The 24,072-nt window shown below is 38.3% G+C and carries 28 protein-coding genes; 1 reads left to right on the top strand and 27 read right to left on the bottom strand.

From position 1 onward, the window contains the following. Window positions 1–49 precede the first annotated feature (49 nt). The 6 genes from PZB74_RS15390 to PZB74_RS15365 all read right to left on the bottom strand — a co-directional run bounded on the left by PZB74_RS15390 (window position 50) and on the right by PZB74_RS15365 (window position 5,504). Complete coding sequence (locus PZB74_RS15390) at window positions 50–895, bottom strand: MBL fold metallo-hydrolase (protein WP_302237633.1); 846 nt, start codon at window positions 893–895, stop codon at window positions 50–52. A gap of 153 nt (window positions 896–1,048) precedes the next feature. Then, window positions 1,049–1,615 (bottom strand): dihydrofolate reductase family protein, encoded by a 567-nt coding sequence (locus tag PZB74_RS15385; RefSeq protein ID WP_302237630.1) that lies wholly within the window; start codon window positions 1,613–1,615, stop codon window positions 1,049–1,051. A 448-nt stretch (window positions 1,616–2,063) separates the two neighbouring features. Further along, the gene (locus PZB74_RS15380) at window positions 2,064–2,912 is read right to left on the bottom strand and encodes a DUF5694 domain-containing protein (RefSeq protein WP_302237628.1); all 849 of its coding nucleotides are present in this window, start codon (window positions 2,910–2,912) and stop codon (window positions 2,064–2,066) included. Between the two features lie 76 nt (window positions 2,913–2,988). Further along, complete coding sequence (locus tag PZB74_RS15375) at window positions 2,989–4,041, bottom strand: alpha/beta fold hydrolase (RefSeq protein WP_302237625.1); 1,053 nt, start codon at window positions 4,039–4,041, stop codon at window positions 2,989–2,991. A 37-nt stretch (window positions 4,042–4,078) separates the two neighbouring features. Beyond that, window positions 4,079–4,957 carry an amidohydrolase family protein gene (locus PZB74_RS15370; RefSeq protein ID WP_302237623.1) on the bottom strand — a complete coding sequence of 293 codons (879 nt, stop codon included), beginning with the start codon at window positions 4,955–4,957 and terminating at the stop codon, window positions 4,079–4,081. A gap of 205 nt (window positions 4,958–5,162) precedes the next feature. Next, window positions 5,163–5,504 carry a DUF983 domain-containing protein gene (locus PZB74_RS15365; RefSeq protein WP_302237622.1) on the bottom strand — a complete coding sequence of 114 codons (342 nt, stop codon included), beginning with the start codon at window positions 5,502–5,504 and terminating at the stop codon, window positions 5,163–5,165. A 90-nt stretch (window positions 5,505–5,594) separates the two neighbouring features. Here PZB74_RS15365 and PZB74_RS15360 point away from each other — a divergent pair, with 90 nt between their 5' ends. After that, entirely contained in the window at window positions 5,595–6,476 is an 882-nt protein-coding gene (locus PZB74_RS15360) for a helix-turn-helix domain-containing protein (protein ID WP_302237620.1), read from the top strand. A gap of 282 nt (window positions 6,477–6,758) precedes the next feature. Here PZB74_RS15360 and PZB74_RS15355 read toward each other — a convergent pair whose 3' ends face one another. The 21 genes from PZB74_RS15355 to PZB74_RS15255 all read right to left on the bottom strand — a co-directional run bounded on the left by PZB74_RS15355 (window position 6,759) and on the right by PZB74_RS15255 (window position 24,005). After that, window positions 6,759–7,388 carry a class I SAM-dependent methyltransferase gene (locus PZB74_RS15355; RefSeq protein ID WP_302237618.1) on the bottom strand — a complete coding sequence of 210 codons (630 nt, stop codon included), beginning with the start codon at window positions 7,386–7,388 and terminating at the stop codon, window positions 6,759–6,761. 53 nt (window positions 7,389–7,441) lie between these two features. After that, on the bottom strand, window positions 7,442–7,861 hold the full coding sequence (locus PZB74_RS15350) for a hypothetical protein (RefSeq protein ID WP_302237616.1): 420 nt from the start codon (window positions 7,859–7,861) through the stop codon (window positions 7,442–7,444). Between the two features lie 150 nt (window positions 7,862–8,011). Beyond that, the gene (locus PZB74_RS15345) at window positions 8,012–9,436 is read right to left on the bottom strand and encodes a DUF1593 domain-containing protein (RefSeq protein ID WP_302237615.1); all 1,425 of its coding nucleotides are present in this window, start codon (window positions 9,434–9,436) and stop codon (window positions 8,012–8,014) included. A gap of 150 nt (window positions 9,437–9,586) precedes the next feature. Continuing rightward, window positions 9,587–10,216 carry a class I SAM-dependent methyltransferase gene (locus PZB74_RS15340; protein ID WP_302237613.1) on the bottom strand — a complete coding sequence of 210 codons (630 nt, stop codon included), beginning with the start codon at window positions 10,214–10,216 and terminating at the stop codon, window positions 9,587–9,589. A gap of 87 nt (window positions 10,217–10,303) precedes the next feature. Next, window positions 10,304–10,984: a hypothetical protein gene (locus tag PZB74_RS15335; protein WP_302237611.1), complete on the bottom strand. Its 681-nt coding sequence runs from the start codon at window positions 10,982–10,984 to the stop codon at window positions 10,304–10,306. A gap of 87 nt (window positions 10,985–11,071) precedes the next feature. Beyond that, the gene (locus tag PZB74_RS15330) at window positions 11,072–11,626 is read right to left on the bottom strand and encodes an AAA family ATPase (protein WP_302237608.1); all 555 of its coding nucleotides are present in this window, start codon (window positions 11,624–11,626) and stop codon (window positions 11,072–11,074) included. A 91-nt stretch (window positions 11,627–11,717) separates the two neighbouring features. Next, the gene (locus PZB74_RS15325) at window positions 11,718–12,302 is read right to left on the bottom strand and encodes an NAD(P)H-dependent oxidoreductase (protein ID WP_302237606.1); all 585 of its coding nucleotides are present in this window, start codon (window positions 12,300–12,302) and stop codon (window positions 11,718–11,720) included. A 276-nt stretch (window positions 12,303–12,578) separates the two neighbouring features. After that, a complete protein-coding gene (locus PZB74_RS15320) occupies window positions 12,579–13,151 on the bottom strand; it encodes a sugar O-acetyltransferase (RefSeq protein WP_302237604.1) in 573 nt (190 codons plus the stop codon). Between the two features lie 189 nt (window positions 13,152–13,340). Further along, on the bottom strand, window positions 13,341–13,907 hold the full coding sequence (locus tag PZB74_RS15315; protein WP_302237602.1) for a dihydrofolate reductase family protein: 567 nt from the start codon (window positions 13,905–13,907) through the stop codon (window positions 13,341–13,343). A 228-nt stretch (window positions 13,908–14,135) separates the two neighbouring features. Then, window positions 14,136–14,852 carry a DoxX family protein gene (locus tag PZB74_RS15310; RefSeq protein WP_302237599.1) on the bottom strand — a complete coding sequence of 239 codons (717 nt, stop codon included), beginning with the start codon at window positions 14,850–14,852 and terminating at the stop codon, window positions 14,136–14,138. Between the two features lie 201 nt (window positions 14,853–15,053). Next, complete coding sequence (locus tag PZB74_RS15305; RefSeq protein WP_302237597.1) at window positions 15,054–16,100, bottom strand: serine hydrolase domain-containing protein; 1,047 nt, start codon at window positions 16,098–16,100, stop codon at window positions 15,054–15,056. A 582-nt stretch (window positions 16,101–16,682) separates the two neighbouring features. Next, window positions 16,683–16,805, bottom strand: coding sequence for a hypothetical protein (locus tag PZB74_RS15300; RefSeq protein WP_302237596.1), 123 nt, complete (start codon window positions 16,803–16,805; stop codon window positions 16,683–16,685). Window positions 16,806–16,940: 135 nt separating this feature from the next. Then, window positions 16,941–17,696 (bottom strand): DUF6090 family protein, encoded by a 756-nt coding sequence (locus PZB74_RS15295; RefSeq protein WP_302237593.1) that lies wholly within the window; start codon window positions 17,694–17,696, stop codon window positions 16,941–16,943. A gap of 251 nt (window positions 17,697–17,947) precedes the next feature. Beyond that, window positions 17,948–18,421, bottom strand: coding sequence for a cupin domain-containing protein (locus tag PZB74_RS15290; RefSeq protein WP_302237590.1), 474 nt, complete (start codon window positions 18,419–18,421; stop codon window positions 17,948–17,950). A gap of 315 nt (window positions 18,422–18,736) precedes the next feature. Further along, entirely contained in the window at window positions 18,737–19,612 is an 876-nt protein-coding gene (locus tag PZB74_RS15285; RefSeq protein WP_302237559.1) for a hypothetical protein, read from the bottom strand. 6 nt (window positions 19,613–19,618) lie between these two features. After that, window positions 19,619–20,329 (bottom strand): hypothetical protein, encoded by a 711-nt coding sequence (locus PZB74_RS15280; RefSeq protein ID WP_302237557.1) that lies wholly within the window; start codon window positions 20,327–20,329, stop codon window positions 19,619–19,621. 181 nt (window positions 20,330–20,510) lie between these two features. After that, on the bottom strand, window positions 20,511–20,999 hold the full coding sequence (locus PZB74_RS15275; RefSeq protein WP_302237556.1) for a hypothetical protein: 489 nt from the start codon (window positions 20,997–20,999) through the stop codon (window positions 20,511–20,513). Between the two features lie 302 nt (window positions 21,000–21,301). Further along, window positions 21,302–21,784, bottom strand: a complete 483-nt coding sequence (locus tag PZB74_RS15270; protein WP_302237553.1) for a DinB family protein — start codon at window positions 21,782–21,784, stop codon at window positions 21,302–21,304. Window positions 21,785–21,902: 118 nt separating this feature from the next. Next, complete coding sequence (locus PZB74_RS15265) at window positions 21,903–22,325, bottom strand: GNAT family N-acetyltransferase (protein ID WP_302237550.1); 423 nt, start codon at window positions 22,323–22,325, stop codon at window positions 21,903–21,905. Window positions 22,326–22,504: 179 nt separating this feature from the next. Next, window positions 22,505–22,957, bottom strand: a complete 453-nt coding sequence (locus PZB74_RS15260) for a DUF3995 domain-containing protein (RefSeq protein ID WP_302237548.1) — start codon at window positions 22,955–22,957, stop codon at window positions 22,505–22,507. Between the two features lie 355 nt (window positions 22,958–23,312). Continuing rightward, on the bottom strand, window positions 23,313–24,005 hold the full coding sequence (locus PZB74_RS15255) for a porin family protein (RefSeq protein WP_302237547.1): 693 nt from the start codon (window positions 24,003–24,005) through the stop codon (window positions 23,313–23,315). Window positions 24,006–24,072 lie beyond the last annotated feature (67 nt).

Raw genomic sequence — 24,072 nt, 5'->3', positions numbered from 1 at the left:
TATAAACTATTAAACTAATACCTTTTATCAAGACTACAAAGCAGATCAACTAAGCTACGTCTCCTGCCCTGCTCTGCTTTTCCGCCTCCCAATCTCGTATTGCCGACTTTACCATATTCATTTTAGAGAGATACCCTCCGGAAAGCCATTTGATGCTCCCCTTTTCCTTCAGCTTTAAGTGGTGGAATATCTCTCTGGCACTTTTGCCCTGAGCGTACAAATTTGTTACCTGTTCGTAAAACTCCCGCAAAAAGCTGAGCTTCTGCCCTAACTTCTCTCTCCCATTTTCAAATTGAGGATTGTGCCCACAAAACATGGGACCAAACTGAAGTTTGAGTATTCGCTGAATAGAGTTGATCTGCTGAATGATACTCTCCGTTTCTATAAAATAGCCGATATACGAATGCACATAAAGGTCAGAGGAGAATAGCCATCCCTGCCTGGCTTCGTGCAGGGCTACCATATCCGGCGCGTGACCAGGGATGGGGATAATATCAAACACATAGTTTTCTGTACAAATCTGCTGGTCTTCCGCTAACAGCCCAGGCATCGCTGGGCGCTTGCCCCACACCATTTTTTGTATAGGGCTCAGGCCTGGCGGAGTTTTCATCATTTCCGCACACAAACTGGATGCGTAAGCCGAACAGTTAAAATGCTTTTGTAAAACATCCACATTTCCTGTGTGGTCTTCATGATGATGGGTGATAAACATCTGCTGCACATCCAGATTGCCAAGCTGGGCCAGCACATCTTTTTGGACTTTCCGGTGCCCACTATCTATCAGTAAACCATCAACAAAGTAGATTAAAGAAAACATTTTTGGCCTTCCGAAAGCCTGGTAACCAAATTTAAAACCTTGGATATTTTCGTACGAAAACTGTTCTACTATCTTCACCGCAACTATTTTGAATAACAATACTTTTTACCTAACAAATATCTGGCAGGCAAAATTTTATAGCGGCAAAATATACATATATCTGTTCAGCAATCCATCATTGTTAAATCAGTCTGCGTAGCAAATTAAATTTAGTGTCTGTACTTCTTCTGTTTAGTTTTGCTTAAAATGCTGCAGCATAATTCCACACTCAAATGCCTGCGTATTTATCAGTTGGAGAGGCAATTTGTCTTCCAGAGTACTAAAAATAGGTTTACCCTTACCCAGTACGACAGGGTTAACAAACAGAAAGTATTCATCTATTAGCTTATGCTTAATTAGCGAAGAAACAAACTCGGCTCCTCCGTAAGCAATCATATCCTTACCTTGCTGAGCTTTCAGTTTATTCACCTCTTCTACCAGTTCACCCTTAGCCAGGCACGTGTCTGGCCAGGTAGACTCTGCCAGCGTATGGCTAAATACTACTTTTGGCATATGGCTAAACATTTTTCCTGTTTCATGTTCCGGGTTCTCCGCATCAGCAGCTACCGCAGCCCAATGTGGAATAAACCCTTCAGCTAATTTGCGCCCTAGTAAAATGCAATCTACATTTTCGGTCAAGGACTGCACATACTTGTTCAGGTCATCACCCCAATTAAAGGTCATCCAGTCCATTTCACCATTGGGTCCAGCTATAAAACCATCAATGCTCATTTGCACCTGAAGTTTAAGTTTTCTCATATGACTTATATTAGTTTATACAAAAATGCAGATTAGCCCCGAAAAACAAGGGGTGTAAACCCGGCAGATTGTGTGGTCGGCTGCGCCAGAAAATTTGATAGCTCTCCCCCTAGTTTACTACTATATGCTGATATGCATAGTGACTGTCCGTAATTGCTTGGTTAAACTTTTTTTCTACCTATTAACCTAATCACAGAGCTTTTCCATTATGATGCTGACCTTCTGAGAGTTCAACCTCTTCTTCCTTCAAATAGAGGACTTCATAATGCTCTAAATCTGCTTCTATTACACTGGAACTGAGAGGGCCAGATTATGGCTTAGGCTTACTACTATGGTAAACTAAGCAATGAAAAAAATAAAGACCACCACTAAATTCCACTACTATATTTAACCCTAGCCCATAAGTCAAAGTATATTAAAAGAAATACCTGTTATATGCCGCTTGTCTCTATTGTTTCAGGTAATCTGTAAGACTGGTTAGTTCAAGTTCTGGAGATTTTTCAACTAACTGGTTTAGTATTTTCGCATGCCCCTGTCCGTAGATAACAAGTACCCTATCATTTGTTAAGCTTGCCAGTTTTCTGATGTTGTTAAAGATGGCTACGTTAGATTGATACCAATTATCTGTTTCTTCTTTTCCGGGCTGATGATGCTCATCCCCTAACTCGCTCAATAGCTGATATCCATAATGATTTTTATTGATACTCTCTGGCAGATTCAGGAAATATACAGCTTCCTGAATTCCTTTTTCTTCCGCGATACTATCGTAAGTATTCGCTAGTTCCTCTGCATTGCTAATTACCTTCCGGATGACAGAATCCTGTCCTTCTTGCCTCGCATACTTTTGCAGTCGCTCAAAATCAAAATCTACCGGATGATATACCAGATAGAGCTGTTTATGCCCTAAAGCTTTAGCTAAACGAAACGCAACCTGATCTGTTTCTTCTGCTGACAAATCGTACGCCCCTTGCAGGTAGGCCTGATAGGCCTGGTTTAGTTCATCCTCTGTACGGTAAGGCCGCTCTACTGCTATCTTGGTAGCTTGATACTGCCTTAGTGAAGCTACCAGTTCTTCAATTTCTCTTTGCCTTCGCTCACTATAAACTTCTGTAAAGTTTTGAGATACAGTGTTGTTTTTAGACACGAAATGAAACATGCCTAAAACCGCTACCTTAGGTAAATTTTGCCCCTCCAGTTTTTGCGCATTAAGTTGTTGAGAGAAAACCGTTGTAATGAGAAAAATGTAGATAACTAAGCCTTTTAATTTAAAATGCACATACTGTTTGCTACTTCTCATGGATTAATTATGTTGATGTATAAGATAGAATTGCCTGAGGTATGTCCTACTTCAGTTTTTTCGCCACGTTTGATCTTCACTTTGAGCTATCATCAAAAAACTTCTTTAGTATCTGGTACTTTAGATCAACTACCGATGTTGTAAAAGCATGTGCAGCGTCTGGCACAAGAAAAAACTCCTTAGCAGGCGCATCAATTTTTTCAAAGTAATCCTTGTTCATAGATGCAGGAGTTAAGATATCATGTGCTCCCTGCACAAAATAGACAGGTACTTTAAACTGTGTGGCACTCTCCCTAAAATCCAGATCAGCTACCATAGACTTAATACCAAGAGGCTTATGACCGGCGAAGTATAAAAAGGAATAATCGTCTCCCTGATACCTACTTTGCACATCAAGTTCATTTTTATAAGGTTCGCTTGGCTCCCACCACGCTTCGGGTGATGGACTGGAAGCCTGTCTTTCGTAAGTTTTGACAATTCTTAATAGTTGCCCCAGATTTTTTGCCATAGCATAGGGCGGTGGGCCCAGAGTTTTAAGCTTTTGTAAATTTAATGTGTCTTTAGATGCTTCAGCTATTGCTTTCACTTTATGGTATGCTTCGCTTAAATTGTCCTTATAGCTAATCAACTGAGCATGAGCCAGGTAAAAATGAAATATCTCTGGCCTTTGTTGTACCATTTGAGTAGCTAGTACAGTACCCCAGGAAGAGGCCATGAGTACTAACTTGTCTTTATCAAGATGTTGAAGAAGATAGTCGCAAAGCTCCAGTCCATCCTTTACCATTTGTTCCACCTGCAAAGGGTTCTCCAGCCAATAATCTTCGTCTGCCTGCTCAGATTTATTTTTCCTATATGTTTTTCCGGCACCTCTCTGATCCCATTGGACTATTACAAAATCTTTTTTCCAATCAGCAAAAATATGATCACTGTAAGGGCTTAGTACACTGCCGGGACCTCCATGCAGCATCAGAACAACAGCTTTACTTTTATCTTCACCACTAATACTTACCCATTGTTCTATACCTCCTAGTTTTACGTATTTATCTTCCTGAACAGGCTGTGCCAGACTAGAACTACCAAATAAACACAATGAAACTGCAAGTAGAAAAGTTGCTGAACCCAGGTACATTTTAATGTAGTTTGAGGTTTAACTATAACAGTCAGCTTTACTCATCCAATCTTAGAAAACGAGCTGCATTCTCATAAAATATTTTCCGTTTATCCGCTTCGGAAAGGAAGTCGTAACTATCTAGCTGTTGAATGCTTTTTTCTATTCCATGAGGCCAGACCATCTGGTCTGAGCCATACATAATACGGTCAATCAACCCATACTCTTTTGCCTGTCGTAATAGGCGTTCTGCATAGTCCATAGGCTGTTTACCTACCCAAAGTATTACACCCAGATCAGCATAAAGTTGAGGGTATTGCAGCATTAGCCTGAGGGCATTTTCGTAAAATACTTCTCCAGCATGCATAATATAGATTCTGAGTTTTGGATGTTTGGCCAATACATCTTCAACGGTAAGAGGGTCTCCATATTTAAGTCGGAAATCCGGGCAGCATTGATAGGTAATGTTTGGCGGGCCGCCCCCGGTATGTACTGCAACCGGAATATCGTAGCGCTCGCAAATATCCAGGTAAGGCTCAAAGTCTGGGTGAGATAATGTATATCCTCCATACACCGCACCTATTTCTCCAAACACTTTTAGTTCTCCTGATTCTATGAGTTTAATAAACGCAACAGTATCGGTAGGTGGCTTATTAGTATAATAACCTGGTATCCATTTTTTATCATCCTGTAAAGTGTTTGGGCCTCCGATAGTGCTTACCACTGCTTTTACAATATTATACTTCTTCTGTATCGCTAGCACCTGTTCGTGAAACTCAGCTAAACTAGCTGGTGACATAGTTCCATCACTGGCAGGAGCTACAAAGTAGGTTTGCTCAGTGTAGTCATGCAGGTGCATATCAATAATAGGTTTTTGGCCATCCTGACTGTAAGCAGATAAGGGATAAAGCAGCAAGATGAATAGGAGCTTTTTCATGAGTTTGAACTTAGTATCTCATAAATACTTTTCATGATTAAGATAAGCATTTTTACCCATTCTCCTCAAAATGATATTTGTATAAATTTCTTTGTCTTGCTAGTATAAATACATGCAATTGAGGCAGCATATACTAAAAAAAACTGCTTAAACTATAGCCGGTAGAATAAGTCTGTAAAGCCTTTGCGATTATAAAAAAGTAGACTTAGATCAGATTCATCCAGATGATGCGTGACATACGAAAATTGAATGGCCACAAAAGGATTACCGGCAGCAATACTAAATAAATCAGATAATCTAGTGAAATAGGTGTAAAGCTGAAAAGTATAAATGCTATTATCATTTCAGCAATAATGAGGGCATAGCTCACGTACATAGCACCAGTAAAATAGCCCGGTTCTTTTTCAAACGAATAGCCACAATTACTACACCTGGGTTTCATTTCAGGAGTTTTGAATAATAAGACATTACCTTTGGTTTTAAAAACCTCCCCAGCATGACAGTTGGGGCACTTCTCCTGCTTAATATTCTTGATGATATCCCACATAATACTATTAATTTGTAAATACAAATTTAGAATCTACATTTTACTATTGCTTGGATAGATGTAGCTTATTTTTGGACAAAAGGGACATAAATGCAACAAATTGGTAATCTGGACTTACGAACATTTGAGGAAGAAGAAAAACAAACTAATTTCTACTGCAATACATTCAGTCATCACCTACGCACACACCATGCGGCGATTAGCATTCCACATCGTCATAGTTTTTTTCTGACCGTACTGTTTACTCAGGGCAGTGGTATTCATGAAATTGATTTTGAAAGGTATGAGATTAGGGCTGGGAGCTTGTTTATGCTTAATCCCGGTCAGACTCATCACTGGGAACTATCTGAAGATATTGAGGGTGTTATTTTTTTCCACTCACAGATTTTTTTTGATGTACAGTTTAGCCAACAGTCCGTATATAATTTTCCATTTTTTTACTCTGTCCATAACCCTTCTGCCCTCTTTCTGGAAGCTGATAGTTATCATAAGGTTAAAGAGCAGTTTCTACAATTACTACATGAATACCAGAAGCCAGATATACAGTCTGCACAGAAATTAGCCTCTCTCCTAAATTGTTTATACATAGATCTAAGCAGGCTTTACCTGCAGGGAGAAAAGCAGCTTTTGCTTAGAGTTGAGCAGAACAGTAGTTACCTCCGGCAACTGGAAACGCTAATAGAAAAGAATTATAAATCAGAAAAATCTGCAGCTGCTTATGCCGATCAGTTAAATATTAGCATGCGTCATCTCAATCGCCTGACACAAAAAACACTAAATAAATCTACTACACAGTTAATTACAGAACGTGTTATACTGGAAGCCAGGCGGCTTTTGGTGTATCATTCTTCATCTTTAGCAGAAATTGCTTACCAATTGGGCTATGAGGACTATGCGTATTTTTCTCGTTTGTTTAAAAAATGGACAGGACAAACACCTTCTGAGTTTAGCAAAATATATCAGAATGCTTAGTTCACACAAAAAGCGCGAGCCTTACGGGCTGCGCTTTTAAACCAACCTATAAATTCCTTAGTTGTGCTGTAGTCATTAATATTATAGAAGGTTGTTGATGAGTATTCTAGCTCACCCTCTCCTTTGCAGCAATAAAGACATGTTATTTCATATTTCTGCAGGAATTTTTGCTCTACTACTTTCTATATTTCCATCTTAAAGCAAAAATAGCCTACAAGTAGTTTGTTCCAAATCAGGAATTATATACCGGAAACATTAAAAATAAATACGTAAGCATAAGGCTTAACTAAGCCGATTCACCATAAAATACTCAGTGCTGCTCCCTGCGACTTTCTGCTGATCCAGCTTTTGAAAGTGCTTTGTTTGAAACAGGTTTACTAAGTAATTTAGATGAAAAGCATTTATCTTAGGTAGCAGACCAACACCACCCAGCAGAGAAAAGGTGTACGCCAGTATAGGTTTCTCTGCAAGACAGGGCGTAGCAGTAATTAACACACCTCCGGGTTTTAACAATTGAGCTATTCGCGACAATACATCTTCAGGCTTATCTAGCAGGTGCAAGATGTAAAAAGCTAATACGGCATCGTAAGTATTAGCTTTCAACTCCTGACTGAAAATATTTGCCTGCCTAAAATTAATATTTGGCATAGAGGCTTTACTTTCCTCAGCCAGCGCAATCATTCGGGAAGAAATATCTATTGCATCTACCTGAGCAACTGATGGCGCTATAGCATGGGCAACTACCCCGGTTGCACAAGCATAATCCAGCACCTTATAATCTTCATGCAGATAGCTTTTAGTTTTGTGAATTATAAAATCAAGTTTACCTTTGTCACGAGCCTCTTCTTTTTCATAGCTGGCAGCTGTTCGGTCCCAGAATTTCTCTGCTTTTTGTTCGGTCGTGCTTTTCATAAGCGTAGGTGTTAGAGTAGCAAAAAGTCAACTTGTCATTTCAGACTGCACTCTCATTCCAGCCTTATAAACGTTAAAATATGCTCCTGACTATTATTTTTATCATAGAAGTTTTCTATTGTCAATTCATTACCTCTTAGACTATAATAAAATTTCTGATAACCGCTAAAACTGGAAAGCATGCTACGTATAGCAATACTATCTGGATGGAGCTGATACTCGTAAATACCACTACCCGTAGCAGGAAGATACTGTCCGTTCCTTAATTCATTTTCTCTGCTTAGTTCAAAAAAAGCATCGTCTTGCCAAAAACTTAAAGTATCGGTGCTACTCTCTTCTTGCAGCCAGACTCCTTCCAGGTTAGCAGGCTTTGCATCATCTTCTTTACAGGCAGTCCAAAGTAATACTCCCAGCCAACAGGCTGCAAGCAACTTGAATAGCTTTGTGGTAGAATTTACAGTACGGCTTACCATAGTATTACATAGTTAGAAATGATGTATTTTCCTATAATTTACGTTATCAAGGTATGCTATCCCAAGGCTTTAGGTATTATTCTAAGCTTTGTTTACAACAACTCATACACTTAGGGTATGCATATCATCTTTACTTTTGGTAAGACCTCTTTAGCTAGGCTTAATAGTAATTATTACTCTCTTATAGGCGCTCAAAGCCGGCTCGCCTTTATCTGTCACTTTTAAAATGATATGAGCAGTTTCCATTTTATCTACTTCTGGCGCTTTCAGGTGCACCCTGTGTACATTTTCAGCCCCCAGATTTATGCTACCCTCGTAACTTCCGGCTTCAGGATAGTGAAACCAGAGAAATGTAAGATTGTCACCATCAGGATCAGTCGTTTCAAAAGCGTCCAGAGTGAAGCCTTCTCCTGCTGTAAGCGTAATTTCTTCGGCATGTGACAAAACAGGAACAGGGGCGTGATTGGCTTCTTCAAAAGATTGAGTACACCAATCCATACGCGCGGCAAAATCGTTCTGAAAATCATCACGCCAGCGCCAAAGGGTAACCTTATCATTTTCAAAAGACATACTATCTCTTTTTAAGGTTCGCCCATACGCTCCATGCACATAAGGCGTGTATTTATCGGAAGCATTGGTCCAGATAGCACGAGTTTCCGGAGCAATTTCTACAATAGAGCTGCCATCTTTCATTTTTGAGAAATCAGGCTGATAAAGCTCATACCGTCCACCCCACCCTCCCCACTCAGGATGTTCGGCATTGTTGAGGCCATTAGGAATAAGAGAAAGAAAAGCAGGTGTATCTCCCTCTACACCCCATGCTACATCAGGGTAAGCAGCACCCAAAGGCCCATGCCCCTGTTGTATGTGTTCAGCTATCCAGCTATTGCTGATACTGGTATTATCAATACCTTTTACAAAGGTATTAATACCCGTCCAGGTAGCATAGCCGTAATCATCTCCGGGGCTAAGGATGTAAAACAGTTCAGGGAAGTTATTTCTGATCCATAGTCCGCTATCATCCTGATCGGAGATAGTATACACCCTAAGTTTAGAAAACATTCGGCTTGCCTCTTTTTTACTTTTAGTATTTTTAATTTTGTATAAAGCCTGAGCAAGGGTATTTACACCACCCCAGGTGGAGATCCATAGAGGGCGCGCATCTTCCTCTTCCAGCACTTTGATAATCCAGTCTGAGCCTTCTGAATCTTTGCCTTCTCCCACACCTTTCATACCATAGACAGGGAGACCTCGCTTAATTAAAGGTAGAAGTGCTTCGGCCTTAGGATAATCTTTTTGGTGCTGGCTAAGGTTAGGCTGTACCTCTCCATATGCCTCAATGACCCGTTCTATAGATTTGGGATGTATAGAGTTTTGTAACCAACAGGAGGTAGTCGCTACAATTCCTTTGATATCAATTTCGTTAGCGTACAACAGTAAACGAACCAAAGACTGGGTGTCATCAGGATCAGCTTCTATGTCGGTAAGAACAATGACTCTTTGTTTTTGGGCTGACTGCCCTATTAGGCTTGTAATGCTTAGCAATAATGCGGTAAAAACAATGAAAGACTTCATGTAGAAATACTGTGTTTAGGTTGCGTGACGTATGGTTTTGTGTAGCAACAATAGTATAAAATGCTTGATAGATCTAAAAACAATAACCTGAGTTAAGATCCAGAATATTTACATACACCCGTTAGATATTTTAGGTATATACTGCTTACCTTAACCTTTCTTGCAGATGACCTTCCAGAATTTTTGAGAGGGTTTACCTTCCCGGACTTGAGCAGGCTCACTAATTTCTTTGGCTTCCAGCAAACCATAATTTCCAAACTCCTGGCTGATAGCCTCGTCATCATAAAAGTAAAGCTTTACACCATGCCTGGTCAAGTACCTGTTCTTACTAATTAACTCTCCACGCCCATAAGCAGGATCTGCCGTAGATATAGCGACAAAGTACATATAAGCTCCTGTTTTAAGCTGTGCATAACAATCCTCAATCAGTTTAGTTCTTTCTTTTTCGTCCAGCAAGTGGATTAGTGCGTAGCAGAAGATGCCCTCATAAATATCATCGTCAAATGGCATTTCTCCTACTCCACCATGATACACTTTTACAGAACCGCCATAATGTTTTCTGGCAAGCTCAATAGCGGTTTGTGAAATTTCTATACCCCTTACCTCCATTCCTTGGTCTGTAAAAACTTTGGCGTTTCTACCATACCCAAAGCCGGGAATAAGTATTTTTTTGAGTCCTTTCTGCTGAAAAAAATTAGCCGCATCAATTGCCGCATCCGCAGCTTCAAAGCCCCACATGGTCTGTTTATCCTGAAAGCTAAACTCCCAAAATTCAGTCATTGTATTTACACTTAGGATTAACAATAAGTAGCATTATAGCTTACGAATAAGTAAAAGGAAGAGCTAAATATCCTCACTATTTTTTGTTCAATACAGCATAGCTTCACCTTCTAGTTTGACAATCAACTGTTTAACATATTGACTTTTTTCTTTTATATCTTTAAGTCTACCTCTAAAGGTATTCATTCTGTTTAGTTTAGGAAACTGCAATGCCTTCTTTGCCATAGATACCGCTAATATCAGATTAATATAATTGAACGCCATAACGATCATTTGTAAGCCATCCAGGGGAGCTCTCTTAAATCCCAGCTTGTTTGCTGTACGCTCATTAATGATGTAGCTGCTTCCTTCAACAATAAGTTCCTCATTCTCTTCTTGAGCAAGTTGGTGCAAACCTTTCAGGTATTCCAGCAGAATAAGCCTCAGCCTTTGCCGTTGGCTCATCTTTTCATCCAAAACAAAATAATAGTCGAAGAGTGTACCTCCGTGCACTTTAATAATCCCCTTGTGCTCCTGCTCAGCTAAAAAGAATAGGGAGTAATACTTTAGCCTGCCCTTTTTTACCATAGCCGGCACATCTACAAATGGTGCCAGTACAGATATAGCGACTGTCAATAACAATGGCAACAGTAATATCAAAGGTCTATAGAGAAAGTAAAGTATAAGCCCTATAAGCAGAATACAGAGAAGAAAAATAGAGATAAGTTTAATCTGGAAGTTTCGCTGCTTATGCACACTCCATTGGTAATACTCATTTTGTACCTGCATTGAATTGAAGATCTGAAACTTAGTTTGCGGGCAATATCGCTATTCTGCGACGAAGATAAAATATAGCATGTAAATGCTTACCAATGATTAAGGGGTATTTGGCAACCTCTTTTTAATCTCACTCATAACGTTAACTACTTTGGTATTCAACTCCTCTTCCCCCTCTACATATAATACAGGACAGCTTAAGAGCTGAATCCAGTTTTTGTGTACGCTTAGCGATCTGCCTGTAAAAGCGGGATCATCATAGTGGCTGGCCCATTCCATAAATGCCTGATAGGTTTTCCTGATCTGGCTGTTATTATTTAGCTGATCTCCATACCTTTTGTGTTCTCTTTGCGCTAATCTTTTTAGTCTGATCTCGGGCTTTAGATACAAGAATACCGCCAGGTCAAAAGCATTTTCCCAGTAATTTCCCCAGCTGACCAGAGAGCCACTAACAATTACTTCCGTCCACTTCTCAAAGTCAGTCTGTAGTTTTTGGTTTCGCTCCTCTAAGGCTACTTTTTCCTGAAACGGAGGCTGGGTAACTTTCCAGTAGTAGTCATCCACATCCAGATGTACAAACTTGCTTCTTTTTTCCAGTTCTTTGCCCAGAGTGGTAGTACCTGAGCCTGATGCTCCAAATATTAGTATTTTCATCTTTAGCCTGATCTGCTCTCTCGCTTTTAATAGTCACATAGCGATAAATAAGTTATGTGCTACAAGAAATGTAGAGTTTTAAAGCTTAAACTTACTTATTCAGTTGCCCAAGTTTTTCTACTTTGTTAAGCCATTTTTCTCTAAAAGAATCTTTGGATAGCCTAATAGGACCTATAGCAGTGACTTTGACTGATCTTACACCAATAAAGTTCATGGTTAACTTTTTCATAGCATTGTGGCTTGGCCCTCCATATACTAATCGGTAATAGAGAGGCGGCTGGTCCATTGTACAGATGAGCCGGGAAGTCTTACCGTTAAAGAACTTATCCCACCAGAGCGAACCTTCTCTTTTCTTAAAAGCAAAACCTGGCAATAATACCCGGTCTAAAAAACCTTTCATAATTGCAGGTACCGAGCCCCACCATACCGGATAAACCCAAACAATATGCTCGGCCCAATTAAGCAATTGCTGTGCATTGAGCAAGTCAGGTTCCAGCTCGGTTCTTTTCCGATAACCATATTGCAGGTTTGGGTCAAAGCTCAGCTCTCCGATTTGTATCTCTTTCACTTCTGCCCCTGAATTTTCTGCTCCCTTGATATAAGACTGCGATAAACCATAATTATAACTCTCTTTGTCAGGGTGTCCGTTAATAACTAAAATCTTCTTTCCTACCATTGTTGAAATTTCTAACTGAGGTTTGTGCGATACATTTCAGCTATTAAAGATATAGCTAAACGGATGAAAGCCTAAGCTTTTATATGCTAAATTTTACATAATAATCTCTAATATTTGTCATCCCCATGCACTGGTATTTAGGTAATCATAAAGTTTTTCTAAAACGCTATCAGGTTGAGGTTTTTAGTATACTTAGTATCTGTTAATAAGCCTACTATACCAGACGCATATACAGTGTTACTGCTAACAGATATATTCCTTTCCACTTACTACTTCTTACAGTTCCCTGACAACCCTGCAGGGGTTTCCTACAGCCAATACATTGTCGGGAATATCATTAGTGACAATACTACCTGCTCCTATTGTTACATTGTCCCCAATAGTGACACCAGGAAATACCACGGAATTGCCCCCTATCCAGACATTATCGCCAATTTTTACTGCCTGGGCAGAAGTTATGTAAGAAGATTGACTACCGTTTTTTACAATTCTATCAGAGGCTTTTATCGGATGCTTAGCGGTGTATATCTGCACATAAGGAGCAATCAGCCCATTTTCTCCTATTGTTATGGTATTATTATCCAGAAACATGCAGTTTGTGTTAACAAAAGTATGACTACCAATTGATATATTTTCTCCATAGTCGCAAAAAAATGGCGCCTCTATCCATACCCCCTCACCCTTAACACCAAACAGCTCACTTAGTATTCTTTCACGCTCCTGCCCTAACTCAGAATCCAGCATATTATATGCTTTTAATAGTTTTCTTGCCTTGTGATACATTTTTATCAGCTCTGCATCTCTGGAGTTATATGGCTCCCCTTTAAGCATTTTTTCTTTTTCAGTCATTTACTGAATCAATAGATGTTCTACTCCGAAGAAACAGAATTATTATTGATAATACCAAGTTACTTTCTAGCTTTTTGGCAATGCACTTAAGCTAAAAGTAAAATAACTGTTCTATGCTTATGCAAACTTAGATTAGGCAATTTTACCAGCCTGACTGCATGCCATCCTCTTTCGCTGCTGTAATACCTGCTAACTCTGACTACTCATCTTATAGTGAAGCACCCTAACTCCACATTTATAGGACCTGGCAGAGATTAATATTAGCACCTGTTGCTCGTTGACCTGGACAAAAATCTGCAAACCATGCCTAATCAAAACTGGGTTAATAAACAGCAAAAGCTTATCTATATGACCTCTACTTATCAGTGCAGATACAAAGCTTGCTCCTTCATAGACCAATAGATCTTTTCCGTTTTGGTGCTTCGGCTGGCAGACCTTTGCTGACAGACCGGCTTTGGCATGAGAGATGTTTTTTCCAAATGGCTTATTCAGAGGTTTGGTGAAGGTTACTTTAGGAATGTGGACCATTTTTTGAGCAAAAGAATAGGGTAGATGGTCAACGGTAAAAGATTCAAAATGTGGTATAAATTCTTCTGCAATTTTTCTACCGATCAGGAGGGTATCCGATTCGCCAACAATGTCGTGGAGTAAACGCCAGTATTTATTGTACAGGCTTACTGTCCAGTTAAGATCACCACTAACGCCTCCAACATATCCATTTACCGACAGTTGTACCTCTAGCTTAAGCTTTCTCATATACTATTTTTTATAAAAATTGCTTAAGCTAACAGACTATCAGAGGATGCAAAACCGTCAATTTTAGGGAAAGTTGTATCAGCCCTGAGTTTATACCCTCATCATTTGCCTATAATTTCATTCCTGAAAAACACTTACTTCAAAACAAATTGGCATAAGCTATAAGCCTGCTCTTTGTATTTGGTAAAGGCTTACTAGTGTAGCATGTAAGAAGTACAGGTATATTTTTTAGGGAGCGTTGTTATCGTATTCATCCAGACACTCCTCCAGGTACTGCCCTTCGGTATGTATACATTCACAAAACTTAATTCCAGCTTGTTCATGCTCAGTATTCACAAACTGTTTTTTGCAATCAATCAGCGAATTTCGGGGCATTACATTATGCCCATAGATGAAATAAAGAATTAAAAGACCAATCGCTGCTATTACTCCTGTAAAAAATAATATCGGAAACTTGTTACTATACTTTTTGGGCTTCTCAACGAATGGATAATCAGAGTTTTTTTTGAAAGGCAATATAAATTTTATCCTGTCATAATTCCAGCCGAGAATGTACAGATTCGCCAATAACATTAAAGGTGCCGTTACATGAGATCCCTCAAAACGAACGGCAAACGATAGTATACAGATATTCAGAATAATAGGAAGATATATTAAAGCTCCCAGAGTAATCGTTCTGGGAATCAATAAAAGTATAGCTGCAAGTACTTGAGCTACACCAATAAATGTGTAATAATAAGAAGTATGATGTAGCGCCTCAAGATAATGCCCCATAGGGTGATTTACAGATAATCCACTAGCAAAACGTTCACCCATAATCTTAGTGAGACCAGCAGGAATAAAACCGAGAGCCAAAGTAATACGACAAAAAATAGAGAAGTACCATAGCCAACGATTTTGTCTTAACTGAAAATGAAATTTATCTAGTTGTGATACTATATTCAATCCTTTTATCTCTTGTTTGATACTGGCTCACGGCAGCCATTTGGTCTACCTTAAGAACATACTTACTTTCTTATATCAATATAGTTACTTTACCATAGGGGACAAACAACTATCGCTCTATCTTAATTTTAGCTTTAAAGGTAATTATTAGGGTAGATCGGCATGCGGATTAAGACTTTATCTCTACTTGCATTGGCTACCCTAGACATTTTTTTGTCTTCTTAGTATTTTTATAATACGATTGTATATTATTTCAGAAATAGTCCAGCTTTCTCCCCCACTTGTATTTACAAACTGTACAACTATCGTATCTATGTCCTGATGGTATTTGGCAATACTTTGGTAGCCGGGCAGTAAACCTGTATGTTCATAATAGTAGACAGAAGAATAAATAGCCTGCTCTTCTTTATTAAACAGGCTGCCATCAATTAAGGCCCTCAGAAAAATCCCTACATCTTCTGCAGTAGCCACCATAGAACCGCCAGGACTCACATAGTCGTTTAGTTTAACATCTTTATCATAGCCAATAACATAGCCACTGCTCACCAGCTTTGGATCAAGCTCTTGAAGCAGGCTATAGGTATGGCTTAAATTTAAGGTAAACAATATCTCCTCACGTATGAATTGATGATGACTATAGCCTAACATCCGATCTAAAATTTCACCTATCAGTACATAATTCGTGTTAGAATAGCTATGGCTGGTACCGGGCTCAAAGTTGGCAGGCTTATCCCATACCAGTTTAATAGTTTCCCAGTTGTCTTTGATCGGGCTATCCCAGGGATAATTTGAGTCTGCCAGATAATCCGGGATACCACTGCTATGCCGAAGCAACATGCCAAAGGTGATGCGCTCAGCATTCGCTATTCTTCCATTTAGTTGTGGCAAAAGTTTGTCCAGTGTATCATCCAAGGATAACTTTTGCTGATAGACCAATTTACAGGCCGCCGCAGCGATATAAAGCTTGCTGATACTTGCGATCTTAAAGAAAGCATGTGGGTCGGATGGTATTTGACTATCACGGTCTTTCCAGCCAGAAGCATACAAGACCGGAGCTTTACCGCCTTCGTCTACATACACGATCATACCATCCAGTTTATAATTGGTGGCCTGCTCCACTTCTTGCTGTACCGTAGCGGGCAGGGGTGAGAGCCATACCCACAACATTAGCCAGGGCACAAAGATCACGGTACATACAATAGCTATCAGGGGCATGACTAGTCTGAGTACGCGCTTGGTCTGGCTCATTTCTTAGTGTAACTATATTGTTTTTGGGTTTAAGACATCATTACCATCCGGGTAGATAGCCCTAACTCTGCTCAATATACTGATATGCCAGAGTATGCACAAGCCATGCAGACAATTTGACGATTACTATTCACGTGAGACTTGCTCCCCATGTATGCAGATAGTTAAAAGAATAATTTCAGCTTGGGTACAACACATGATTATGTATCTTTTTAGTCAGGCAGAAATCACATATTATCTTCTCATTGGCTTATAATAAGCCTATTCAGCATTCCAGAGTAATTTTCATCAACTGATAAATATTATCAATTTCTCACATATTAGTCCTTTCAAATATCTGAACAATGGTAAAAGTAGTATCACTGTGTGTTTCATCTCTGGTGTAGCCAACTGATAAACATGAACTCTTGATACTATCCAACTCTTTATGACTCCTCAGTCTGGTAAAATTGCTTAGCCTCCTGAGATAAAGCCGTATTAATGCTTACAAAAAAACCTAAACTGAGGAAACTCATTTACTCAATTGTGTAGCGCTCATAGCTACAGTATCAGTTCTTGGTAGAGCTGCAAAACAGTTTGTTTTTATCTCTGTTTACCCGATATCAAAGGAGTCAGGATCAGGCCAGGCAGCCCGGCAGAAATTAAAGTTACAATTACATTGCCGTACTGTCTAAATTCTTGTCCATCTAGTAAGCTCAAAATCATATACTAAACACTTAGCAAAACACCTTTCTAGGGTAGGCATCTCCCCAAAGTCAGTAAATAAACTCCCACAAACCTTAGATGCTGCTATGAGTAAGCAAGCCCCTCCATTTACTAATAAACAATATGGTGCTTAAATTATTCTTTGCTCTTGATTTCATTCTCCAGTGCAGTAATTAAACCTCGGTACTCAGACTCCAGGCTCTCACCTTTTGTGATTACTTCGCTCATCTTGTAAAGGAGTAAAATATACATATTCTTAAGTGCTTGCGAATTGAAGTTTTCAATGTAAAGTGCTTTATCTGTTACTTTCTCCTCCTCTGTACGTACCCTAAGCTTCGCCAATACTTTTGGGCTGATACTCAAATTGTTAATGAAATTCACTTCCAGGTGCTTTTTTGTGTATTCAGTTATTTCATCTTCACTTTCCTGATAATCAGCTACCCTATCATAAAGCTTTGATATTCTGTTTTTTAAAGAATCGTTGGTAATAATTTCTATTTTGCCAGAATTGATAATGGAATTATAGATACCGGTAGAAGGATCAAATGTGTGATTTTTAACATTTGTGGTGATCAGAGAATCCAGATGAACGAGTGGCAGCTCCGAAACATCATAAAAAAGAACTTCTTGCAGGCTTCTATTTCTATGGATTTGAGCCTTAAGGATTAGGTCTAGCTCGGCGAGGTTAATTTTGATGGACTCCCTTAAACTTTTAAGTGTTTTTAGTTCGGCCTTACGCAACTGTATATTCTGATTCCAATTATTTATTTGTAGAGCAATCAAAATTCCCAGTACTACAAGGCTTATTTCACCAATGGCATAAGCCAGATACTTACTGATTTTATTTTTAGAGAGTAACTTAAGTCTGGTTTTTCTGAAAAATTTAATCATTGTTTATGGTTTGGTAATAAAGCACAATACCAAAATAAACATAATCTTAAATATCAGACCTAAGCCCTGCCAATCCCTCCATCAAAGGATCATTTTGGTGCTAGCTGATTTGACTTCAATAAGTTTAGACTTAAGCAAAAAAACCAAGAAAACTTTAGCAGTAAACAATTACCAGTAACTACTTAGGGGCACTGATATAGGAAAGCACATCAATTCATGCCTCTTGCCATTTCAATTTAAATACCTGCCCATTAGTTTTTTAATTTTTCGGCTACCTCATCATAATATTCTCGTGTAAGCACTTCAGTCCAGGTTGTGGGCTCTCCACCACCATATAAAGCTAAATACGTTACATCACTATGCTTGGTAGAGGAATGCCAGTGTTCTATATCTTTTTCGCATTTAATCACATCACCTTCTTTTAGAACTACGGGTTCTTTTCCTCTTTCCTGATAATATGCTTCTCCATCTACAATGATTAAGACTTGTGCAGAACTATGTTTATGCCAATCCAGGGTTGAGTTGGCCTTAAAGGTGGCTTTTGTAATGTTATAACCCAGTTCAGTATCATCATGAATAATAGCATTCAGCCAAGCCTCTCCTAAATAATGAGTATTTGGGGCTTTTGTACCCTCCGTATGATATGAGGAAACCTGATACTCAGAATCCTGAGCAAATCCTGGTAGTGAGGCTAAAATAAACAGGATTATAATTAAATTCTTCATAATATACTTTTTAACGATTATCTATTTTTGATCTGATGGATATTCAATGCCTTCCAACAATAAAAAGTACCAAGCTAACATTTTACCAAACAAATACATACATTAAAAGAATAGGTTGACGCTATTGGTGGTGAAAGGCAAAACAAGAAAGAAAGTACGGATCATTGTTTCCTCAATCAGATATATGACGCCAGACTTGATCTGCACCGAAAGTTCATGCTTTTGTGCATAAGACAGCTCTGCCAGACGTATTATACAAACTATTTGCCAGGCGCTCTTCTTTGTACTTCTATTTTATATTATGACAATCTTTTGTCAGACTTCTGTATGTGGCGTAATTTTTTCTATTTCGTACAAAAACCTTAAAACTCTCAAATTCCATAATGTTAAAGTTTGCGTAGCCCTAATTTTTTTATTTTCACTGCTTACAACTAGTTTGTCTTCAAATGATTTGATGTATTTAGCCCATAACTGACCATTTGAGTCCTTTAGCAAAAAATAGAATCCGCTATCACCAATTTGTTTTCCGGCTGATTCTAAAATAAGTCCGCCATCTTGACCAACTTTAGGAGATAAAATAACAGTTGCATTTCCATAGGGCAATGGAAAAATTGCTTTTATACAAGTTTTACCGGAAGGAATAGTGCAAGTCTCGTAAACACCTGAATATACCACCTGTCCTGTAGTTTGAAATGCTCTTAACCAAACTATCCTATTAACTTCTTTTGTAGTAGGATTAATAAGGTGGATTATATCATTTGTCAACGCCTCAGAACTTGCTATGCTTTTGATAGGAACATTTAATTGTTCTATTCTCCTGCTAAAAATGAGATTAAGTAAAACACCAAATATTTTAAAGAATGGATTCCATTTTACTTTTAGCTTAAGTTCGTAATTGGCCGTGCTCTGATAAAATTCAACTACATCAGAAGACAGAGTGTTAAGTTCATCTTTTGATAGATTTAACTGTTCAATAGACTGAATTAATCCCTTATTCTTTCTTTCATTGTCAATAATCAAATGTTCTTTTTCTGCCAGATGCCTGATAAACCTGATACCAATACCGTTAGTACCTCCAAAAGGCCCCACAAGCCATTTGTGGTCTGTATTATTTATCTTCTTTCCAAAAAGAATGACCCATTGCTGAGTAATCCAATCCAGTAAATTCTGTTTTCTATAGGCTATTCCCATTTGTAATTAAATCCTTTTGGTATTGGGAATAAAATTTGTCTGTCCTTTCCAACTACCAAATTCCGCAATAGGTTTAAACCTTAATGTCGTGAACTCAAAATGAAAATCTTTCCTTTCTCGTTCTTTCATGGCATCCGAATGTCTTTTCGGTTTCTCAATAATACTATGTCCATGAACCATATCGGTCATTTCCTTTTCTGTTTTCCAAACTGAAAAAGTTGAAACTGTATTTGGGAACTTAATTGACGCTAATGCAAGTGTAGTCCCTGAATGGTCTCTTACAAGTTTTTCTACTGGCCGTCCCCAATAGATAAATCTAGGGACTGCAAAAGGCTTCATCCGTGCTAAGGTTACAGCAACCACTGGAGAGTCTGTGCTGTCCAATCTGTCTCTATGGTTTGGTATTTTGATGCCGCTAAATTTACCCCACTCACGTATAAAAGATAAACGCACATGCCAGCCTTTAGCCAGCGTTCTTCCAAAGCTGGCTTGTTCTAAATAACTTTCAAGGGCAATTTCATTTTCCCACTGCATAAATACGGCTACTTGCCCTATTAAAATTCTTGAAGTAGAAAAGATAGGAGCCCCTAGGGTCATCGCTGTCATGTATTCCGAATAAATCAGCCCTTTCGTGTTTTCAGAAATGGGATTAGAGAATATTCTTTTTGCAGCATCTAAAAAGGGAAGTTCAACTAAATGATAAGAGAATATATTCACTTTAACATGGATTGTATTATCAGTTCTATGGTGTTTTCAAATTAAACTTAACGGCCTGTGCGAATAGCTGGCCAGGACATTTTTGCGTTTATCTTTCCAATTATCAATTTTCGTGCTTGGAGCAACTAAAGAACATGTTCATCATTGCTAGGCTTGGGGTTGAACAGTGTTATAGCCAGTTTTATGCATTCCCATTTACCTGCAATCCAAATAATTTGTGTTTATCAATATTATATCTAATACTCCAATAATAACTACCTCCATCAAAAACTAACACCCTTTCACGTAACCAATCATCAGAACTTTCATCTTCACCCCAAAATGCATTGATCAAAAGAATTCTATTTCCATCTTCGTCAAGATATCCAAAGTATTGCCTTTTATACTTTTTTAAGTTCTGATGAATAATCGGATTATATTTTGTACCATCTTGATTGACCAAATTCCTATTAATTTTCTTTAGATTACTTTGCAATGTCTCTTCTGCCAACTCTATCTCTGCTCGAGTTGGAGTAAATCTTTCCTCATCAATGAAATCGTTGTATTCCTTAGGAAAAATCGCACAGTCAAAATTCTCAGATTCAAAATGTTCAGCAATCTTTGATTGTCCAAATATTGGTGCGCTATTAAAGATAATTTGGAACAAGATTAGATATTTGAAGATTTCCATTCTATTTTAATTGGCTATAACATCCAAATTAACACAAGTACCAAGCTAACATTTTACCGAATATTTACCTAGATCAAATCTTGTAAAGCCACCACATCATAGGCTCTGCACTTGGTAATTTTTAGCATGTTTAGGTTTACTCTACCTGTATGATATGCAAATAGCCTGGGTATGAATCATAGGGCATTTCAAATGCTACGAACATACCCCCGATACAAAGCCTATCTAAACTCTAGAACTGATACAAACGGCTCTTAGTCCTGTATTTTATACTCATTTACAATTATAGGATGCTTTGTTTGTCAGTCCCATATAACTGGTCTATCAATTTTCATGGCTCTTAGATATGAGATAAACTGTCCTGCGTGTACAGATTCGTGATATCCTATCCGTAATAAGTATTTGCCCAAAAGCTTTTTTTCACCGTTTCCAGGATGTACGATGTGAGTTTCGTTTAGTTCCCGATCAGAAAACTCCCGAACACTTTTTAAAAATGTATTTCTATAGGGTTCGGCAAATTCAAGCTCGTCAGTAAGGCTAATGAATGGGCGATTATTCCAGGGCGTATTATAATTGGCCAGGCTTCCGTTATGTATTATGATATTCCATCCATAGTCAGCCTCTAAAACGTGCCTGATCATTTCTATGGCCGTCATTGCATTTTCATCAGGTTTCCAGTCGTAATAGCGTTCAGGAAGCCCTTTCCAAAGTTTGATACTTCTTCTCCTAATTTCCGTAAAGTTTAAAACGATAAGTTCAGATTGGCTCATTTTCTTTGTTTTCAAGAATGTCGTTTTATAGTACAACAACTAAATAACACAAGTACCAAGCTAATACTTTACCAAATATATACCTACGTCAAAGGAACAATTTGACACTAGCCCTGCTGAATGTGAGCTAAGCTTAACGAAGTTCAAAGAGAATATAAAGGCCGCTCTGAGACTGCCCTTTCTCTATTTCCACAAAGCCTTTGCGCTGGTAAAAGTTGATAGCTTTGGTATTTTTCTCCTCGCACTTTAAGCGAAGAGGAAGCCCAAACTTACTAATTATTGCATTTAACAATTGCGTACCTATCTGCTGGTTTTGATACGCTTCATCCACATACAGATGATGGATAAAACGATCAGCCACCCACACAGCAATAAAGCCGATGGGCTTTTCATCCATCCTAGCTACCAAAATGTATTCGCCTTCCGTTTCTTTATCAAAATCCGATAGTTCAAATTTTGACAACTCAGCCCATACAAAAGTACTGCGCCGTATTCTTAAAAACAGCTCTTGTAAAGCTACTACATCATGCGCTCTGTGCTCAGTAATTCTTATCATGTGTAGGGTTTGCTATACTATGTGATACGTATGCTCTAGTGTATGTGTAGTGCGGGATTACCTCATCAGGTAATTCCTGAGAAAGCACTTAACCAAAACATTTTATCTTTTCCTATTCTAAGCCAAATCAAAAGATAGGGCGGCATTACTTTAGTATAGCTTTGGATTAAATGTCAAAACTAGTATTGATTATAGGGCTTGTTAGCACCTTTTATCTTTAATAAGATAAATCCGATGAGAGCTACTAACATACATAGGGGCGAGTAAAATATTGTATCTAAACTAGCAAATTCAGTTGATCTAATTTGTTTAAAAAAGCCAACATATTTAAAATCTCCCAAAGCTCTCAAAACAAAAACCATAGGAATAACCCAAAGTCCAATATTCCTTAAAGAAATAAAAAATTTACTTCTAAGTGAGTTCAATGAAAATACATAGAAGAGTCCACATGACAACAATAATGTTCCTACTAGTATACTATCAGTTTTTGTTGGGCTAAGTACTGGAACCCCTTCTTCATTTGCTGGTAATACGTTATTAAATCCAAATTGCCCACCACCTGCCCAATAGAAATGAAGTATGGCAAGCCCAGCGAATATACTAATTAGAATTACAGACAATATTAATTTCATTTTTTACAGTTGCTAACATCCAAATAAACACTAGTACTAAGCTAACATTATACTGAATATATAGCTACATCAAAGGAACAATTTGACACTAGCACTGTGTTCAGGACCCCAAAATGCCTGACAAGATTACTAATTTCAAACTGCTTCTTTCGGTGCTCATTCTAAGTTTTAACTAAGGTCCGTTAAAGTACATGATATTTACTATGCGCCACTTTACCTTCAGATCTCATAATCCGGTTTGCGGCCTTAGCCTAAGAATTCTAATAAGATGCTTGATGTGGAGAATGCACTACAAAGAACAGTACAGATGCTGGCTCAGGCTCTGCTGCCAGACTGAACAGGCTTAACCCATGTATTAGTCTTTTTGGGCTTTCAATCGGTATGAAGCTGTTACTAGTACAGTTTCAATACCATTGTAAAGACCCGCAGCATCATTACCAAAAACTACTTCTTTACTAATTGAACTTAAAGAGTTTTGCAGGTAAAGTTCTAAGTTTAATCTCCAGATGTTGACACCACCGCCTATACCATAATTAAATATGATCCTCTTGTAACTATCTTTTTGCTGATCAAATATTTCATAAAGATATGGTTTATCATCCCATTCATTAATAGAATAATTAGCCCTCCTTTTAGTCTCAAAATTTATAGAAAGTGGCAAACCTGCTTTGATGTAAAAATTTTTGCTCAGGTTTAGCTTCAGGTCAAAGGGAAATATCACATTGAGATTTGAGGTGTAACCACTTCTTAACATATATGTATTTACTTCCGGTACAAAGTAACCAGCACCATATCCATACAATGACTTCATCAAAACAAGGCCAACTTGTACATCCAGTCGATAACTAATTTGCTGCTGATACCTCATTGTCAAACAAAGGCCGGGGTTGGCAATAGCATTACCTTTAAATGTTATAGAGTCGTTGAAGTAAGCGTTTTCATTATAGTTTATATGATGTAATCCGAAACCAACTTGTATTTCCTGATTCTGAGCAAAAAGACTATTACATATTGCAGTTAAGATCAGGATAATTAAGCAGTACTTCACCTTCATGCTTTTATAGTTGCTAAGGCCTGGTATATGAAGCCTAGCCTGCCGATAAGCGGCTATGCTT

Origin of the sequence: Porifericola rhodea (assembly GCF_030506305.1) — a bacterium.
GTDB classification, from domain to species: Bacteria; Bacteroidota; Bacteroidia; order Cytophagales; family Cyclobacteriaceae; genus Catalinimonas; species Catalinimonas rhodea.
This window is presented reverse-complemented; position numbering and strand designations above follow the sequence as displayed.

Coding starts and splice junctions, on each gene's coding strand:
- PZB74_RS15320 (WP_302237604.1), bottom strand. CDS start 13,151: ATGACTGAAAAAGAAAAAATGCTTAAAGGGGAGCCATATAACTCCAGA.
- PZB74_RS15275 (WP_302237556.1), bottom strand. CDS start 20,999: ATGGAAATCTTCAAATATCTAATCTTGTTCCAAATTATCTTTAATAGC.
- PZB74_RS15305 (WP_302237597.1), bottom strand. CDS start 16,100: ATGAGCCAGACCAAGCGCGTACTCAGACTAGTCATGCCCCTGATAGCT.
- PZB74_RS15360 (WP_302237620.1), top strand. CDS start 5,595: ATGCAACAAATTGGTAATCTGGACTTACGAACATTTGAGGAAGAAGAA.
- PZB74_RS15315 (WP_302237602.1), bottom strand. CDS start 13,907: ATGAGAAAGCTTAAGCTAGAGGTACAACTGTCGGTAAATGGATATGTT.
- PZB74_RS15335 (WP_302237611.1), bottom strand. CDS start 10,984: ATGCAGGTACAAAATGAGTATTACCAATGGAGTGTGCATAAGCAGCGA.
- PZB74_RS15350 (WP_302237616.1), bottom strand. CDS start 7,861: ATGGTAAGCCGTACTGTAAATTCTACCACAAAGCTATTCAAGTTGCTT.
- PZB74_RS15260 (WP_302237548.1), bottom strand. CDS start 22,957: ATGAAATTAATATTGTCTGTAATTCTAATTAGTATATTCGCTGGGCTT.
- PZB74_RS15380 (WP_302237628.1), bottom strand. CDS start 2,912: ATGAGAAGTAGCAAACAGTATGTGCATTTTAAATTAAAAGGCTTAGTT.
- PZB74_RS15330 (WP_302237608.1), bottom strand. CDS start 11,626: ATGAAAATACTAATATTTGGAGCATCAGGCTCAGGTACTACCACTCTG.
- PZB74_RS15325 (WP_302237606.1), bottom strand. CDS start 12,302: ATGGTAGGAAAGAAGATTTTAGTTATTAACGGACACCCTGACAAAGAG.
- PZB74_RS15375 (WP_302237625.1), bottom strand. CDS start 4,041: ATGTACCTGGGTTCAGCAACTTTTCTACTTGCAGTTTCATTGTGTTTA.
- PZB74_RS15265 (WP_302237550.1), bottom strand. CDS start 22,325: ATGATAAGAATTACTGAGCACAGAGCGCATGATGTAGTAGCTTTACAA.
- PZB74_RS15300 (WP_302237596.1), bottom strand. CDS start 16,805: ATGATTTTGAGCTTACTAGATGGACAAGAATTTAGACAGTACGGCAAT.
- PZB74_RS15290 (WP_302237590.1), bottom strand. CDS start 18,421: ATGAAGAATTTAATTATAATCCTGTTTATTTTAGCCTCACTACCAGGA.
- PZB74_RS15355 (WP_302237618.1), bottom strand. CDS start 7,388: ATGAAAAGCACGACCGAACAAAAAGCAGAGAAATTCTGGGACCGAACA.
- PZB74_RS15365 (WP_302237622.1), bottom strand. CDS start 5,504: ATGTGGGATATCATCAAGAATATTAAGCAGGAGAAGTGCCCCAACTGT.
- PZB74_RS15285 (WP_302237559.1), bottom strand. CDS start 19,612: ATGGGAATAGCCTATAGAAAACAGAATTTACTGGATTGGATTACTCAG.
- PZB74_RS15345 (WP_302237615.1), bottom strand. CDS start 9,436: ATGAAGTCTTTCATTGTTTTTACCGCATTATTGCTAAGCATTACAAGC.
- PZB74_RS15370 (WP_302237623.1), bottom strand. CDS start 4,957: ATGAAAAAGCTCCTATTCATCTTGCTGCTTTATCCCTTATCTGCTTAC.
- PZB74_RS15385 (WP_302237630.1), bottom strand. CDS start 1,615: ATGAGAAAACTTAAACTTCAGGTGCAAATGAGCATTGATGGTTTTATA.
- PZB74_RS15295 (WP_302237593.1), bottom strand. CDS start 17,696: ATGATTAAATTTTTCAGAAAAACCAGACTTAAGTTACTCTCTAAAAAT.
- PZB74_RS15340 (WP_302237613.1), bottom strand. CDS start 10,216: ATGACTGAATTTTGGGAGTTTAGCTTTCAGGATAAACAGACCATGTGG.